This is a genomic window from Streptomyces sp. NPDC054794 (genome assembly GCF_053611585.1).
In genome coordinates this window covers 217,666-232,835 of record NZ_JBSHAQ010000001.1, presented here as the reverse complement: position 1 = coordinate 232,835, position 15,170 = coordinate 217,666, and the positions used below count along the sequence as shown (strand labels likewise).

Sequence of the window (15,170 nt, the reverse complement as noted above, 5' to 3'; positions counted from 1 at the left end):
ATCAGCGCAGGCCCACCGGGCGGGCGCGGGGCGCGCATCGGCGCACGCCGGGAGACACGAACGGTGGGAGAGGCGCACGGCGGTTCGGCGAGTGGCGCGGCCGGGGTGTCAGCGCGCGGCGAGGCTGGAGCGGCGGACCACCAACTCCGGTTGGAGCACCACCCGCCGGTGCTCGTGCGTCCCGGATCCGTTCTGCGCCTCGGTCTCCTCCAGCAGCAGCTCGGCGGCGAGGGCGCCCATCGTGACGGCGGGCTGCCGTACGGAGGTGAGCGGGACGGCGGCGGCGGCCGCGAACTCGATGTCGTCGTAGCCGACGATGGCGAGGTCCTCGGGGACGTTCACGCCGGCCGCGTACATCGCCTGGAGCAGGCCGAGGGCGAGCAGGTCGTTGGCGCAGAAGACGGCGGTGGGCCGGTCGGCGAGACCGAGCAGGCGGGCGCCGGCGTCCCGCCCCGCGGCCACGTCGAGACGTTCCGTGGGCAGCTCGCGCAGGGCGTCGGGGCCGAGTCCGGCCTCGGCTAGGGCGTTCAGCGCGCCGGTGCGGCGGTCCCGGACCTGGTTGAAGCCGGGCGGACCGCTCACATAGGCGAGGGAGCGGTGCCCGGCGTCCACCAGGTGTCGCACGGCCAGGGCGCCGCCCGCGACGTCGTCGACGGAGACCGAGCACTCGCTGGTGCCCTCGGCGACGCGGTCGACCAGTACGAAGGGGATGCCGTGCCGGCGGAACGCCTCGATGTTGCGCCCGGTGGCGTCGGCCGGGGTGACCAGCACGCCGCGCACCCGCTGCTCGGCGAAGAGCGACAGGTACTCCGCCTCCTCACCGGCGCTCTGCGCGCTGTTGCAGACCATCACGCCGAGCCCGGCCTCCCGGGCGGCCCGCTCGGCGCCGCGCGCCACGTCGACGAAGAAGGGGTTGCCCATGTCGAGGACGAGCAGGCCCACGATCCGGCTGCGGCCCGCCCGCAGCTGCCGGGCCGACTCGCTGCGGACGTAGCCGAGCCGGTCGATGGCGGACTGCACGCGGGCGCGGGTCTCGGAGGCCACCGAGTCCGGACGGTTGATGACGTTCGACACGGTGCCCACCGAGACTCCGGCGGCACGGGCGACGTCCTTGATACCCACCGACTGGGCCATCGGGCAGAGACCTCCAGGTGAACGAGGGCGGCGGGACGGCCTTCACATTACCGCCATCCCGTCGCACAACAGACGGGTCGGTCGACCGGCGCGAAGCCCACGACACACGGCGCCGACGGAGACGTACCGGTCCAGGATCGGCTTGGTGCGCCGGCTGGAGTTCAGCGGCAGCGGGATCTGGAGGAAGCCGCCGGTCAGAAGTTGTACCGGTCGATGTTCTTGGCGTCGAAGACGGTCGGCCTGCCGAGGTTGATCACGCCGTCCTTGCCGAGGGTGTACGTGGTGGAGCCTGCCGTGAACGTCTCGCCCTCCTTGCCGGTGATCCGCCCGGAGACCAGGGCGACGGCGGCGCGGGCGGCCAGGTCGCCGAGCTTGGCCGGGTCCCACAGCTCGAAGGCGTCGACGGTGCCGTTCTTGACGTACTTGCGCATGTCGTTGGGGGTGCCGAGGCCCGTCAGCCGGACCTTGCCCTTGTACTTGGAGCCTGACAGGTACTGGGCGGCCGCCTTGATGCCGACGGTGGTCGGGGAGATGATCCCCTTCAGGTTGGGGTACTCCTGGAGCAGGCCCTGGGTCTGCTGGAAGGACTGCTGGGCGTCGTCGTTGCCGTACGCGACCTCGACCAGCTTGACGTCCTTGTACTTCGGGTCCTTCAACTCCTCCTTCATGAAACCGATCCAGGTGTTCTGGTTGGTCGCGGTCTGCGCGGCGGACAGGATCGCGATCTCGCCCTTGTAGCCGATCTGTTCGGCCAGCAGCCGCACCTCGGTACGGCCCAGGTCCTCGGCGCTCGCCTGCGAGACGAAGGCGTTGCGGCAGCCGGCGGTGGTGTCGGAGTCGTAGGTGACGACCTTGATGCCGTTCTTCATGGCCTGCTTGAGCGCCGTGCACAGGGCGCCGGGGTCCTGCGCGGACACGGCCATCGCGTCGACCTGCTGCTGGGTGAGGGTATTGACGTAACTCACCTGGCCGGCGGTGTCGGTGGCGCTGGACGGGCCCACCTCCTTGTACTTCGAGCCCAGTTCGGTCAGGGCCTGCTCGCCGCCCTTGTCGGCGGAGGTGAAGTACGGGTTGTTGACCTGCTTGGGCAGGAAACCGACGGTCAGGCCCTTTTTGAGGGCCGCGTCCGGGTTCGCCTTGCCGGCCGAGGAGGCGGCGGCGCCGTCGTCCTTGACGTCGTTCTTGGTGGTGCCGCCGCAGGCGGTGGCGGCGAGCGCGAGAGAGGTGACGGCGACGAGGGCCCCGCAGGTACGGCGGAGGGATGACGTGCGCATCTTCGGATCCTTTGCGGGGAGGTGAAGGGCTGTGAAGGGAGGCGAGTGGACGCGCCCTTGGGGGGCGCGGGGCTGTCGTACGGCCTAGCCGGCGGAGCGTGCCGCCCTCGCCACGGCGATCTGCCGCGCGACCCTGGGGCCGAGCACGGAGACGACGAGCAGCACGCCGGTGACGACGATCTGCGACTGCGCGGAGACGTTCGACAGGCTCATCACGTTCTGCGCCGCGCCGAGCAGGAACACCCCGGCGACGGCGCCGCCCAGCGTGCCCCGGCCGCCGTCGAAGTCGATGCCGCCGAGCAACACGGCCGCGACGACGGAGAGTTCGAGGCCGGTGGCGTTGTCGTAGCGGGCGCTGGCGTAGTGCAGGGCCCAGAAGACGCCGGTGAGGGAGGCCAGCAGGCCGGTCACCGTGAACAGGATCAGCTTGTGCCGTTTGACGCGGATCCCGGCGAAGCGCGCGGCCTCCTCGTTGGCGCCGATGGCGAACAGCGAGCGCCCGAACGGGGTGGCGTGCAGGGCGACGACGGCGATCGCGAGCAGCACGAGGAAGGGCAGGAAGGCCTGCGGAAGGAAGGTGTCGCCGAGGCGTCCGGCGGCGAAGTCCAGGTACTGGGCGGGGAAGTCGGTCACCGCGTTCGAGCCGAGGACGATCTGGGCGATGCCCCGGTAGGCGGCGAGGGTGCCGATGGTGACGGCGAGGGACGGCAGCCCGAGCCGGGTCACCAGCAGACCGTTGACCAGCCCGCACACCACTCCGAGCAGCAGGCACAGCGGGATGATCGTCTCGATGGCCATTCCCTCGTTCCACAGCCGGCCCATCACCGCGCCGGACAGTCCGGCCGTGGAGGCCACCGACAGGTCGATCTCACCGGCGACGACGAGCAGGGTCATCGGCAGGGCGATCAGCGCGATGGGCAGGGTGTTGCCGATCAGGAACGACAGGTTGAGGGCGTTGCCGAAGCCGTCGACGAAGGAGAAGGACAGCAGGAGCAGGACGATCAGCAGCGCGCCGACCACCGTGTCCCAGCGGACGGCACGGCTCAGCGACTCGGACATGGCGGGTGTCCCCCTTCTCAGGGCTTCTCAGGGCTTCTCAGTGCTTCTCAGGGCTTCTTCGGGGCGGACTCGACGGAGGCCGCTGCGGCGGTGGCCGGCCGTACGGTGGCCGACTTCTTCTTCAGGGCGGTCGCCACCCTGAGCGCGACGATCCGGTCGACCGCGATGGCGAGCAGGAGCAGCACCCCGTTGATGGCGAGCACCCACACGGAACTGACGCCGAGGGCGGGCAGCACGCTGTTGACCGACGTCAGCAGCAGGGCACCGAGGGCGGCGCCGTAGACGCTGCCGGACCCGCCGGTGAAGACGACGCCGCCGACCACCACCGCGCTGACGACGGTGAGTTCGTAGCCGCTGCCGGTGCCGGAGTCCACGTTGCCGAACCGGGCCAGGTACAGGGCGCCCGCGAGACCGGCGAGGCCGCCGCAGAACGTGTACGCGAGCAGGATCCGCCGGCGGACCGGGATTCCGGCGAGCCGGGCGGCCTCCGGGTTGGAGCCGAGCGCGTACAACTCACGCCCGCCGGCGTAGTGCTTGAGGTAGTACGCCGTCGCCACCAGGACGGCGAGGGCGATCAGGGCGAGCCACGGCACCGCGAGGATCCCGCCGGAGCCGAAGTCGACGAATCCGCCCGGGAGATCGGCCGCCGTGATCTGCCGGGAGCCGACCCAGATCGAGTCGACGCCCCGGACGATGTAGAGGGTACCGAGCGTGACGACGAGGGCGGGCACCTGGCCGAGACTGACCAGCAGCCCGTTGAGCAGCCCGAAGCCGACGCCGAGCAGGACCGCCAGGGCGAGCGCCACGACCGCGTTGCCGCCGCCCTGCAGACAGGTCCCCGCGGCGAAGGCGCTGATGCCGAGCGTCGAGCCGACCGACAGGTCGACGTTGCGGGTGATCACGACCAGGGACTGGCCGGTGGCGACCAGTACCAGGATGGTCGCGTTGAGCAGCAGGTCCTTGATGCCCTGCTCGGACAGGAACTCGCTGTTGCCGGCCTGGGTGACGGCGATCATCACCAGGAGGACGGCCAGGATGGCGAGTTCGCGCATCCGGAACACGCGGTCGACCAGCCGGGTGCCGCTGGACTTCGGTGCGTCGACGAGGGGGGTCCGGCTCGGGGTCGTCACCGTCATGCGGCGGCCCTCCCCGTGGCTGCGGCCATCACGGTTTCCTCGGTGGCTTCGGAGCGGGGGATCTCGGCGCTGAGCCGGCCCTCGTGCATCACGAGCACGCGGTCGGCCATGCCGAGGATCTCGGGCAGGTCGGAGGAGATCATCAGGACGGCCACACCGTCGGCCGCCAGTTCGGACAGCAGCCGGTGGACCTCGGCCTTGGTCCCGACGTCGATGCCCCGGGTGGGCTCGTCGACGATCAGCACCTTCGGGCCGGTGGCCAGCCACTTGGCGAGGACGACCTTCTGCTGGTTGCCGCCGGAGAGGGTGGAGACGGCGTCGGCGATCCGCGCGTACTTCACCCGGAGCCGTACGGCCCAGTCGAGGGACCGGCTGCGCTCGGCGCCGCGGTCCACGAACCCGGCCTTCACGGTCGTACGGAGTCCGGTCAGGCCGATGTTGCGCTCGATGGACATGTCCATCACCAGGCCCTGGGCGCGGCGGTCCTCGGGCACGAGGGCCAGCCCGGCGGCCATGGCGACGGAGGGCGCCCCGTTGGTCAGCCCGCGGCCCTCGACCTCGACCTCGCCGGCGTCCCACCGGTCGATGCCGAAGACGGCGCGTGCCACCTCGGTGCGGCCCGCGCCCACCAGCCCGGCGAGGCCGACGATCTCGCCGCGCCGCACCTCGAAGGAGACGTCGGTGAAGACGCCCTCGCGGGTCAGCCGCCGCACGCTCAGGGCGACTTCGCCGGGCGTCACGTCCTGCTTGGGGTAGAGCTCGTCGAGGTCGCGGCCGACCATGCGGCGCACGAGGTCGTCCTCGGTCATGCCGTCCAGCGGTTCGGTGGCGATCCAGGCCCCGTCGCGCAGGGTGGTGACCCGCCCGCAGATCGCGAAGAGCTCCTCCAGGCGGTGCGAGATGAACAGCACCGCCGCGCCCTGGTCACGCAGGGTCCGTACGACGCCGAAGAGGCGGGCCACCTCGCTGCCGGTCAGCGCGGCGGTCGGCTCGTCCATGATCAGGACGCGGGCGTCGAAGGAGAGCGCCTTGGCGATCTCGACGATCTGCTGGTCGGCGATGGACAGGCCGCGCGCGGGCCGGTCGGGATCGAGGGCGACGCCGAGCCGTCGCATCAGGTCGGCCGTGGCCTCGCGGGTGGCCCTGTGGTCGATGCGGCCGAAGGTCCGCCGAGGCCGGCGCCCCATGAAGATGTTCTCGGCGATCGACAGGTCGGGAAAGAGAGTGGGCTCCTGGTAGATGACGGCGATTCCGGCGTCGCGGGCGTCGCCGGGACCGTGGAAGGCGACCGGCTCGCCGTCGAGCAGCACCTGGCCGGCGTCCGGCCGGTGGACTCCGGCGAGGGTCTTGATCAGCGTCGACTTGCCCGCGCCGTTCTCCCCGGCGAGGGCGTGCACCTCGCCGGGGAACAGCTCCAGACGGACGCCGCGCAGGGCGCGCACGGCGCCGAAGGACTTGGTGACGTCCCGCAGCGCCAGCACCGGGGCCGGTCCCGTGTCGGACGGGTGGGTCATGGAGGGCTCCTCGACGACGCCGGCGGATCGGACCTCACGGCGTCATGAAAGGTTTCAACCGGATGGCCGGGACGGTAGGCACCCCGGACAGGTCGCGTCAATGGGTCCCGCTCGAAAATCTTCGAGACCGTAAGGTCGCACCCGAGTCGGGGAGAGCGGGTCGGGACGGGGGTCTTGACACGTCCGAAGAGGGCTCATAGCTTCCCGTTCTGAATCGTTTCACATGATTGTCGTAGGGAAGCCTTTCCGACCCGATGTCACAGGAGCCCGAAGTGACCGACCTCGCCGCGGTGAAGGCCGCGCTGAAGACCCAGAGGATCGAGACGCCGTCGTGGGCGTACGGGAACTCGGGGACGCGCTTCAAGGTGTTCGCCCAGCCCGGTGTGCCCCGCACACCGCGGGAGAAGGTGGCGGACGCGGCCAAGGTGCAGGAGTTCACCGGCGTCGCGCCGACCGTGGCGCTGCACATCCCCTGGGACACCGTGGACGACTACCCGGCGCTTGCCGCGTACGCCGAGGAGCGGGGGGTGCGGCTCGGCACGATCAACTCCAACACGTTCCAGGACGACGACTACCGGCTCGGCAGCATCTGCCATCCGGACGTGGCGGTGCGCCGCAAGGCCGTCGGTCACCTGCTGGAGTGCGTCGACATCATGGACGCGACCGGTTCGCGCGATCTGAAGCTGTGGTTCGCGGACGGCACGAACTACCCCGGGCAGGACGACGTACGGTCCCGGCAGGACCGGCTGGCCGAGGGGCTCGCCGAGGTGTACGAGCGGCTCGGTGACGGTCAGCGGATGCTGCTGGAGTACAAGTTCTTCGAGCCGGCCTTCTACACGACGGACGTCCCGGACTGGGGCACGGCGTACGCGCACTGTCTGAAGCTGGGGCCGAAGGCGCGCGTCGTGGTGGACACGGGGCACCACGCGCCGGGGACGAACATCGAGTTCATCGTGGCGACGCTGCTGCGGGAGGAGAAGCTCGGGGGGTTCGACTTCAACTCGCGGTTCTACGCCGACGACGACCTGATGGTGGGGGCGGCCGACCCGTTCCAGCTGTTCCGGATCATGTACGAGGTCGCGCGTGGCGGCGGGTTCACCTCCGAGGTGGCGTTCATGCTCGACCAGTGCCACAACATCGAGGCCAAGATCCCGGCGATCATCCGGTCCGTGATGAACGTGCAGGAGGCCACCGCCAAGGCCCTGCTGGTCGACCGGGCGGCGTTGGCCGAGGCGCAGCGGTCGGGGGACGTGCTAGGGGCCAACGCGGTACTGATGGACGCCTACAACACGGACGTGCGGCCGCTGCTGGCCGAGGTGCGGCGGGAATCGGGGCTGGATCCCGACCCCGTGGCCGCGTACGCCCGGTCGGGGTGGGCCGAGAAGACGGTCGCCGAGCGGGTCGGTGGTCAGCAGGCCGGCTGGGGAGCGTGAGCGTCCGCCGGGATCCGATCGTTGCGGGCCGCGGGTCGTGGGTGGTCGATCGCTCCCCCACGTTCTCGGCTTCGCTCGAACAGGGGGACCCCATCGCGGCTGAGCCGCGCATTGATACAGCCCCGCGCCCCTCGGGGCACTTCACCACTGTCTTCCGCAAAGGACGGGAAGTTCATGGCACAGCACCCCGAAGCCGCCGCGCTCCTCGCCCGGTCCCATCGGCTCGGCGCCGATCCGCGCAACACGAACTACGCCGGGGGCAACGCCTCCGCCAAGGGCACCGGCACCGACCCCGTGACCGGGGGCGGCGTCGAGCTCATGTGGGTCAAGGGGTCCGGCGGTGACCTCGGCACGCTCACCGAGGACGGGCTGGCCGTGCTGCGGCTCGACCGGCTGCGGGCGCTCGTCGACGTCTACCCGGGCGTGGAGCGCGAGGACGAGATGGTGACCGCGTTCGACTACTGCCTGCACGGCAGGGGCGGGGCGGCCCCCTCCATCGACACCGCGATGCACGGGCTCGTGGACGCCGCGCACGTGGACCATCTGCACCCCGACTCCGGGATCGCGCTGGCCTGCGCCGCCGACGGGGAGAAGCTGACCGCCGAGTGCTTCGGCGACCGGGTGGTGTGGGTGCCCTGGCGGCGGCCCGGCTTCCAGCTCGGGCTGGACATCGCGGCCGTCAAAAGGGCCAACCCGGTGGCGATCGGGGTGATCCTCGGCGGGCACGGCATCACCGCGTGGGGGGACACGGCCGAGGAGTGCGAGCGGAACTCGCTGCACATCATCCGGACCGCCGAGGCGTTCCTCGCCGAGCGCGGGAAGGCGGAGCCCTTCGGATCCGTCGTCGAGGGGTACGGGGCGCTCCCAGAGGCCGAGCGGCGGGCGTGGGCCGCCGCCCTCGCGCCGTACGTCCGCGCCCTCGCCTCCCAGGACCGGCCGCAGGTCGGCCACTTCACCGACTCCGACGTCGTCCTCGACTTCCTCGCCCGCGACGGGCATCCGCGGCTCGCCGCGCTGGGCACCTCGTGCCCCGACCACTTCCTGCGGACGAAGGTACGGCCGCTGGTGCTCGACCTGCCGGCGACCGTGCCCGTGGCGGAGGCGGTCGACCGACTCAAGGAACTGCACGCCGCGTACCGGGAGGAGTACGCCGCCTACTACGCGCGACACGCCCGGCCCGACTCCCCCGCGATGCGCGGCGCCGACCCGGCCGTCGTGCTGGTGCCGGGCGTGGGCATGTTCAGCTTCGGCAAGGACAAGCAGACGGCCCGGGTGGCGGGCGAGTTCTACGTCAACGCGATCAACGTGATGCGCGGCGCACAGGCGGTGTCGTCGTACGCGCCGATCACGGAGTCGGAGAAGTTCCGCATCGAGTACTGGGCGCTGGAGGAGGCCAAGCTGCGGCGGATGCCGGCGCCCGGGCCGCTCGCCACGCGGGTGGCGCTGGTGACGGGCGCGGGCAGCGGGATCGGGAAGGCCATCGCGCACCGGTTGGCGGCCGAGGGCGCGTGCGTGGTCGTCGCGGACGTCGACGCCGAGCGGGCCGGGCAGGTCGCCGACGCGCTCGGCGGGCCGGACCGGGCGGTCGCCGTGACCGTGGACGTGACGGACGAGGGGCGGATCGCCGCGGCCTTCGAGGCGGCCGTGCTCGCCTTCGGCGGGGTCGACCTCGTGGTCAACAACGCCGGCATCTCCCTCTCCAAGCCCCTGCTGGAGACCACCGCCCGGGACTGGGACCTGCAGCACGCCGTCATGGCCCGCGGCTCCTTCCTCGTGTCGCGCGAGGCGGCCCGGGTGATGATCGCGCAGGGGCTGGGCGGCGACATCGTGTACATCGCCTCGAAGAACGCCGTCTTCGCCGGCCCGAACAACATCGCGTACTCCGCGACCAAGGCCGACCAGGCCCATCAGGTGCGGCTGCTGGCGGCCGAGTTGGGCGGGCACGGCATCCGGGTCAACGGCGTCAACCCGGACGGGGTGGTGCGCGGCTCCGGGATCTTCGCGGGCGGCTGGGGCGCCCAGCGGGCGGCCGTCTACGGGGTCGAGGAGGAGAAGCTGGGCGAGTTCTACGCGCAGCGCACGATCCTCAAGCGCGAGGTGCTGCCCGAGCACGTGGCGAACGCGGTGTTCGCGCTCACGGGCGGGGAGCTGACGCACACCACGGGCCTGCACATCCCGGTCGACGCGGGCGTGGCGGCCGCGTTCCTGCGATGATCGGCGCCGTGACGTCGTACGCCGCGGTCGACCTCGGTGCCTCCAGCGGGCGGGTGATGGTCGGCCGGGTCGGCGCCGACCGCCTGGAGCTGGCCGAGGCCCATCGTTTTCCCAACCGGCCCGTCCGGGTGCCGGAGGGGCTGCGCTGGGACATCCTCGCGCTGTACGCCGGGGTGCTCGAAGGACTGAGGGCGGCCGGGCAGGTGGACTCCGTCGGCATCGACGGGTGGGGCGTGGACTACGGGCTGCTCGACGCCGACGGAGCCCTGCTCGGCAACCCCGTGCACTACCGGGACGCCCGCACCGAGGGCGCCGCGGAGAAGGTGTGGGCGACCGTGCCCGCCGCCGAACTGTACGCGGCGACCGGACTGCAGTACGCGCCCATCAACACCCTGTACCAGCTGACGGCGGCCCGCGACACCCGCCAACTCGCCCACGCCGAGCGCCTGTTGCTCGTCCCCGACCTGATCGCCTACTGGCTGACCGGCGAGCAGGGCACGGAGCTCACCAACGCCTCCACCACCCAGCTCATCGATCCCCGCACGCGCGAGTGGGCGTACGACGTCGCCGCCCGCCTGGGCATCGACCTGAGCCTCTTCGCGCCGCTGCGGCAGCCGGGCGACCCGGCGGGTGTGCTGCGGGCCGAGGTGCTGGAGGAGACGGGGCTCGCCGGTCCCGTGCCGGTGACGGCGGTCGGCTCGCACGACACCGCGTCGGCCGTGGCCGCGGTCCCGGCCGTCGGCGAGCGGTTCGCCTACATCTGCACCGGCACCTGGTCCCTGGCGGGCCTTGAGCTGGACGCGCCCGTACTCACCGAGGCGAGCCGCGTCGCCAACTTCACCAACGAGCTGGGGCTGGACGGCACGGTCCGGTATCTCCGCAACATCATGGGTCTGTGGCTGCTGCAGGAGTGCGTACGAACCTGGGGCGCCCCGGATCTCGACGGGCTGCTGCGCGAGGCGGCCGGGGCCGCGGCGCTGCGGTCGGTCGTGGACGCGGGCGACCCGGCGTTCCTGGCGCCCGGCCGGATGCCGGAGCGGATCGCCGAGGCCTGCCGGGCGACGGGGCAGCCCGTTCCGCGCACCCCGGCCGAGGTCACCCGCTGCATCCTCGACTCCCTCGCCCTCGCCCATCGCCGGGCGGTCGAGGACGCCCAGCGGCTGGCCGCCCATCCGGTCGACGTCGTGCACGTGGTCGGCGGCGGCACCCGCAACGCGCTGCTGTGCCGACTCACCGCCGACGCCTGCGGGCTGCCGGTGGTGGCGGGCCCGGCGGAGGCCGCCGCCCTCGGCAACGTCCTGGTCCAGGCGCGCGCCCACGGTCTGGCCGGCGATCACACCGACCTGCGCCGGCTGGTCGCCCGCACCCAGCCGCTCACCCGATACGAGCCGCTCGGCACGACGGCACGCTGGCAGGAGGCGGAGGCCCGACTCGCCGCGCGATGAGCCGGGGTCTCCCGGCGCCCGTCCCCGCCCATTAGTCTGCACTCATCCGATGATCGATCCCAGGGAGGCGCGATGCGTGTCGCTCTGTTCCTGACCTGCGTCAACGACACGCTCTATCCGGACACCGGCCGCGCGGTGGTGAAACTGCTGACCAGACTGGGTGTCGAGGTCGACTTCCCGATGGCCCAGACCTGTTGCGGGCAGGCGCACTACAACACCGGGTACCGGCACCAGACCGAGCCGCTGGCTCGGCATTTCTCCGATGTCTTCGGGGAGTACGAGGCGATCGTGACCCCGTCCGGATCGTGCGGGGCGATGGTGCGGGAGCTGTATCCGCGGCTGGGCGAACGGGCCCGGGCCGAGGGGCGCGGGGACGGACTGGCCCGGACCCTGGCGCCCGTGGTGCCGAAGACGTACGAACTGACGGAGTTCCTGGTGGACGTGCTGGGCGTGACGGACGTCGGGGCCCACTACCCGCACCGGGTGACCTACCACCCGACCTGCCACGGGCTGCGCGGTCTGCGCCTGGGCGACCGTCCGCACCGGCTGCTCCGGGCGGTCGAGGGGCTGGAACTGGTGGAGCTGCCGGGCGCCGAGGAGTGCTGCGGATTCGGCGGGACGTTCGCGGTGAAGAACTCCGACGTCTCGGCGGCGATGGGCGCGGACAAGGTGCGGGCCGCCGAGTCGACGGGGGCTCAGGTGCTGTGCGCCGCCGACAACTCCTGTCTGATGCACATCGGCGGCACCATGGCCCGGCTGCGGACCGGCATGCGGCCGGTGCACATCGCGGAGATCCTGGCGAGCACGAAGGAGGAGCCGGCCGCATGAGCGGGACGTTCGTAGGGATGCCGGCCTTCCCGAAGGCCGCGCACGACGCCGTGCGGGACGGGACGCTGCGCGCCAATCTGCGCCACGCGACCCACACCATCCGCGCCAAGCGGGCCAAGGCCGTCGCGGAGGTGTCCGACTGGGCGGCCCTGCGGGAGGCCGGCAAGCAGATCAAGGACCATACGCTCCGTCATCTCGACGAGTACCTGGTGCGGTTGGAGCAGTCGGTCACCGCGGCGGGCGGCACGGTCCACTGGGCCGCCGACGCCGAGGAGGCCAACCGGATCGTCGCCGGGCTGATCAGGGCGACCGGCGAGACGGAGGTCGTCAAGGTCAAGTCGATGGCCACCCAGGAGATCGGGCTCAACGAGGCACTCCTCGCCGAGGGCATCCACGCCTACGAGACCGATCTCGCCGAGCTGATCGTGCAGTTGGGCAAGGACCGGCCCTCCCACATCCTCGTCCCCGCGATCCACCGCAACCGGGGCGAGATCCGGGACATCTTCCGCGCCGAGATGGGTGCGTGGGGCCGCCCGGCCCCGGAGGGGCTGACCGACACGCCCGCCGAACTCGCCGAGGCCGCCCGGCTGCACCTGCGGGAGAAGTTCCTGCGCGCCAAGGTCGGCGTCTCGGGCGCCAACTTCATGGTCGCCGAGACCGGCACGCTCGTGGTCGTCGAGTCCGAGGGCAACGGGCGCATGTGCCTGACCCTGCCCGAGACGCTGATCTCGGTCGTCGGCATCGAGAAGGTGGTGCCGACCTGGCGGGACCTGGAGGTCTTCCTCCAGACCCTGCCGCGCTCCTCGACCGCCGAGCGCATGAACCCGTACACGTCGATGTGGACCGGCACCACGGACACGGACGGGCCCCGCACCTTCCACCTGGTCCTGCTGGACAACGGCCGCACCGACACCCTCGCCGACGAGGTCGGCCGTCAGGCGCTGCGCTGCATCCGCTGCTCGGCCTGCCTCAACGTGTGCCCGGTGTACGAGCGGGCGGGCGGGCACGCCTACGGCTCGGTCTACCCCGGTCCGATCGGCGCCATCCTCAGCCCCCAACTGCGGGGCACGCAGAGCGAGATCGACGCCTCGCTGCCGTACGCCTCCTCGCTCTGCGGGGCCTGCTACGAGGTGTGCCCGGTGGCCATCGACATCCCGGAGGTGCTGGTACATCTGCGCGAGCGGGTCGTGGAGGGCGGGCCGGTGGTCCGGGAGGGCAACAAGGTGGTGCTGCGCCCGGCGAAGGGGCACGCCGCCGAACGTGCCGCCCTGCGCGCGGCACGCTGGGCGTTCAGCCGGCCGGGAGCCCTGCGCGCCGGCCAGCGGCTCGCCTCCCGCACCCGGCGCCTGCACCCCCGTACCCTGCCGGGTCCCGGCCGGGCCTGGACCGGCACCCGCGAGCTGCCCGCGGTGCCCGCGGAGCCGTTCCGCGACTGGTGGCAGCGCACCCACGGCGGCAAGGAGGAGGCCGAGTGAGCGGCAGGGATCGGATCCTGGGCCGGGTGCGGCGCGCGCTCGCGGCCGTACCGGCGGGCGACACGCCGTACGAACAGGCCGTCTCCCGGGACTATCTGCGCGAGCACGGGCAGCGCACGGTCGCGGAGACGGTCGATCTGCTGGCGGAGAACCTGGCGGACTACCGGGCGCGGGTGCACCGCTGCTCGGCCGGTGAACTGCCCGCCGTCATCGCCGGGTTGCTGGCGGCGCGGACGTCGGCCTCGGTGCTCGTGCCGCCCGGGCTGGACGAGGGGTGGCTGGCGGACACGCAGGTCACCCGGGTCGCCGACCTGGCGGAGAGCGGCGCGCGCGAGCTCGACGGGGTGGACAGCGTGGTCACTGCGTGCGCGGTGGCGATCGCCGAGACCGGCACCCTCGTGCTGGACGGCAGCCCCGACCAGGGCCGCCGTCGGATCAGCCTGGTCCCCGACCACCACATCTGCGTGGTCCGCGTGCCCGAACAGGTCGTCTCCTCGGTCCCCCAGGCCCTCGGGCGCCTCGACCCGACGCGCCCGCTGACCTGGATCTCCGGTCCGTCGGCGACCAGTGACATCGAGCTGGACCGGGTGGAGGGCGTGCACGGGCCGCGCACCCTGGAGGTCGTCCTGGTCGGCGGGCCCGGTCAGGAGCCGGCCTCGGTGGCGGGCGGCGGCTGATGCGGCTGCGGTTCCCGGCGGTCGGGGCGGGAGCGGTCCAGCAGACCGAACGCCCAGCGCTCGTTGAAGCCGGCCAGGAACCCGACGGCACACCAGAAGCCCCAGAACGCGGTGCCCGCCCCGTCCTGCCGGGCCGTGCAGATGCCGGTGGTCGTGGTGGGCGTCTCGATCACCTGCACGATGCCCGAGCTGAGCAGGAAGTACACCGCGAGGGCCAGGATCCAGCCGACGAAGACCCGGTACACGCCCTCGTGGCGCATTGCGCGCGCCAGTTGTCCCGGGGCCACGGCGCCCCGGTCGCCGTTGGTCCTGCGCCGGGCCAGGGTCTCGCCCTGCCGGCGCAGCCGCACGAGCACGCTGAGCACTGCGCCGAAGGCCCCCACTCCCGCGCACACGAAGGCGCCCATCAGGCTCCAGCGGTCGCTGCATCCGACGTCCACCCGCAGGAGGTCGAGGAGTCCCGCGGCGCCCACCGCCAGCGGCGTGGTCAGCAGCACGACGCTGATCAGCGCGCCCAGGCCGAGTCCGATGTTGAGGCCGCGGCTCACGGCGAGCGCGCGGTCCTCCTCGATCCGGGCGCGCAGGCCCGCGACCTCCTTGGTGAGGTAGTCCTTCAGATGCCTGTCGCACTCCCCCGCGGCCAGTCGCGGGTCGTGCAGCACATTGCCCAGGACACAGCCGACGGTGATCCGCAGCGACTGCCGGGTCTCGTGCTCGAACGCCCGCTGGGCCTCGCCGTGGATCAGCTGGAGGTACAGGTGCTGCGCCGGATACGCGGCGATGAACCGCTCGTAGGCGGCCTCGCGGCCCGGGTCCACCAGGTTGGCCAGGCCGTCGGCCTTCGCGTCGGTGCGGGCACCGAGCACCGCGTCACGTAATCTCCGCCACCACGGCCGGTGGCGTCCCCCGTTGTTCGTCATGGGTAACCACTACCGGCACGGCCCCCGGCCGGGAAAGGCGCCCACGGCACCAGGACGGTCA

General features: G+C 72.2%; 12 protein-coding genes. 6 read left to right on the top strand and 6 right to left on the bottom strand.

Annotated elements, in window-relative coordinates:
* Positions 1 to 108 precede the first annotated feature (108 nt).
* From ACWGKT_RS01025 to ACWGKT_RS01005, 5 genes are all read right to left on the bottom strand, one after another.
* Entirely contained in the window at positions 109 to 1,134 is a 1,026-nt protein-coding gene (locus ACWGKT_RS01025) for a LacI family DNA-binding transcriptional regulator (RefSeq protein ID WP_453271925.1), read from the bottom strand.
* Positions 1,135 to 1,328: 194 nt separating this feature from the next.
* Positions 1,329 to 2,408 carry a rhamnose ABC transporter substrate-binding protein gene (gene rhaS / locus ACWGKT_RS01020; RefSeq protein WP_453271924.1) on the bottom strand — a complete coding sequence of 360 codons (1,080 nt, stop codon included), beginning with the start codon at positions 2,406 to 2,408 and terminating at the stop codon, positions 1,329 to 1,331.
* Between the two features lie 84 nt (positions 2,409 to 2,492).
* A complete protein-coding gene (locus ACWGKT_RS01015; protein ID WP_453271923.1) occupies positions 2,493 to 3,467 on the bottom strand; it encodes an ABC transporter permease in 975 nt (324 codons plus the stop codon).
* Positions 3,468 to 3,514: 47 nt separating this feature from the next.
* Positions 3,515 to 4,603, bottom strand: a complete 1,089-nt coding sequence (locus ACWGKT_RS01010; protein WP_356144750.1) for an ABC transporter permease — start codon at positions 4,601 to 4,603, stop codon at positions 3,515 to 3,517.
* Positions 4,600 to 6,117 (bottom strand): sugar ABC transporter ATP-binding protein, encoded by a 1,518-nt coding sequence (locus tag ACWGKT_RS01005; RefSeq protein WP_453271922.1) that lies wholly within the window; start codon positions 6,115 to 6,117, stop codon positions 4,600 to 4,602. Before ACWGKT_RS01005 ends, ACWGKT_RS01010 begins: the two co-directional genes overlap by 4 nt.
* Positions 6,118 to 6,389: 272 nt before the next feature.
* Between ACWGKT_RS01005 and rhaI the strand changes: the two genes are divergently transcribed.
* From rhaI to ACWGKT_RS00975, 6 genes are all read left to right on the top strand, one after another.
* Positions 6,390 to 7,550 carry an L-rhamnose isomerase gene (rhaI, locus tag ACWGKT_RS01000; protein ID WP_453271921.1) on the top strand — a complete coding sequence of 387 codons (1,161 nt, stop codon included), beginning with the start codon at positions 6,390 to 6,392 and terminating at the stop codon, positions 7,548 to 7,550.
* 174 nt (positions 7,551 to 7,724) lie between these two features.
* A complete protein-coding gene (locus tag ACWGKT_RS00995; RefSeq protein ID WP_453271920.1) occupies positions 7,725 to 9,764 on the top strand; it encodes a bifunctional aldolase/short-chain dehydrogenase in 2,040 nt (679 codons plus the stop codon).
* Between the two features lie 8 nt (positions 9,765 to 9,772).
* The gene (locus ACWGKT_RS00990) at positions 9,773 to 11,209 is read left to right on the top strand and encodes a rhamnulokinase (RefSeq protein WP_453271919.1); all 1,437 of its coding nucleotides are present in this window, start codon (positions 9,773 to 9,775) and stop codon (positions 11,207 to 11,209) included.
* 72 nt (positions 11,210 to 11,281) lie between these two features.
* Positions 11,282 to 12,037, top strand: coding sequence for a (Fe-S)-binding protein (locus ACWGKT_RS00985; RefSeq protein ID WP_356144740.1), 756 nt, complete (start codon positions 11,282 to 11,284; stop codon positions 12,035 to 12,037).
* Entirely contained in the window at positions 12,034 to 13,512 is a 1,479-nt protein-coding gene (locus ACWGKT_RS00980) for a LutB/LldF family L-lactate oxidation iron-sulfur protein (protein ID WP_453271918.1), read from the top strand. Before ACWGKT_RS00985 ends, ACWGKT_RS00980 begins: the two co-directional genes overlap by 4 nt.
* Entirely contained in the window at positions 13,509 to 14,189 is a 681-nt protein-coding gene (locus tag ACWGKT_RS00975) for a LutC/YkgG family protein (protein ID WP_453271917.1), read from the top strand. The genes ACWGKT_RS00980 and ACWGKT_RS00975 overlap by 4 nt, the downstream gene beginning before the upstream one ends.
* On the opposite strand, the gene ACWGKT_RS00970 is transcribed toward ACWGKT_RS00975, so the two are convergent.
* Positions 14,156 to 15,109, bottom strand: coding sequence for a hypothetical protein (locus tag ACWGKT_RS00970; protein WP_453271916.1), 954 nt, complete (start codon positions 15,107 to 15,109; stop codon positions 14,156 to 14,158). The genes ACWGKT_RS00975 and ACWGKT_RS00970 overlap by 34 nt on opposite strands.
* Positions 15,110 to 15,170: the final 61 nt, after the last annotated feature.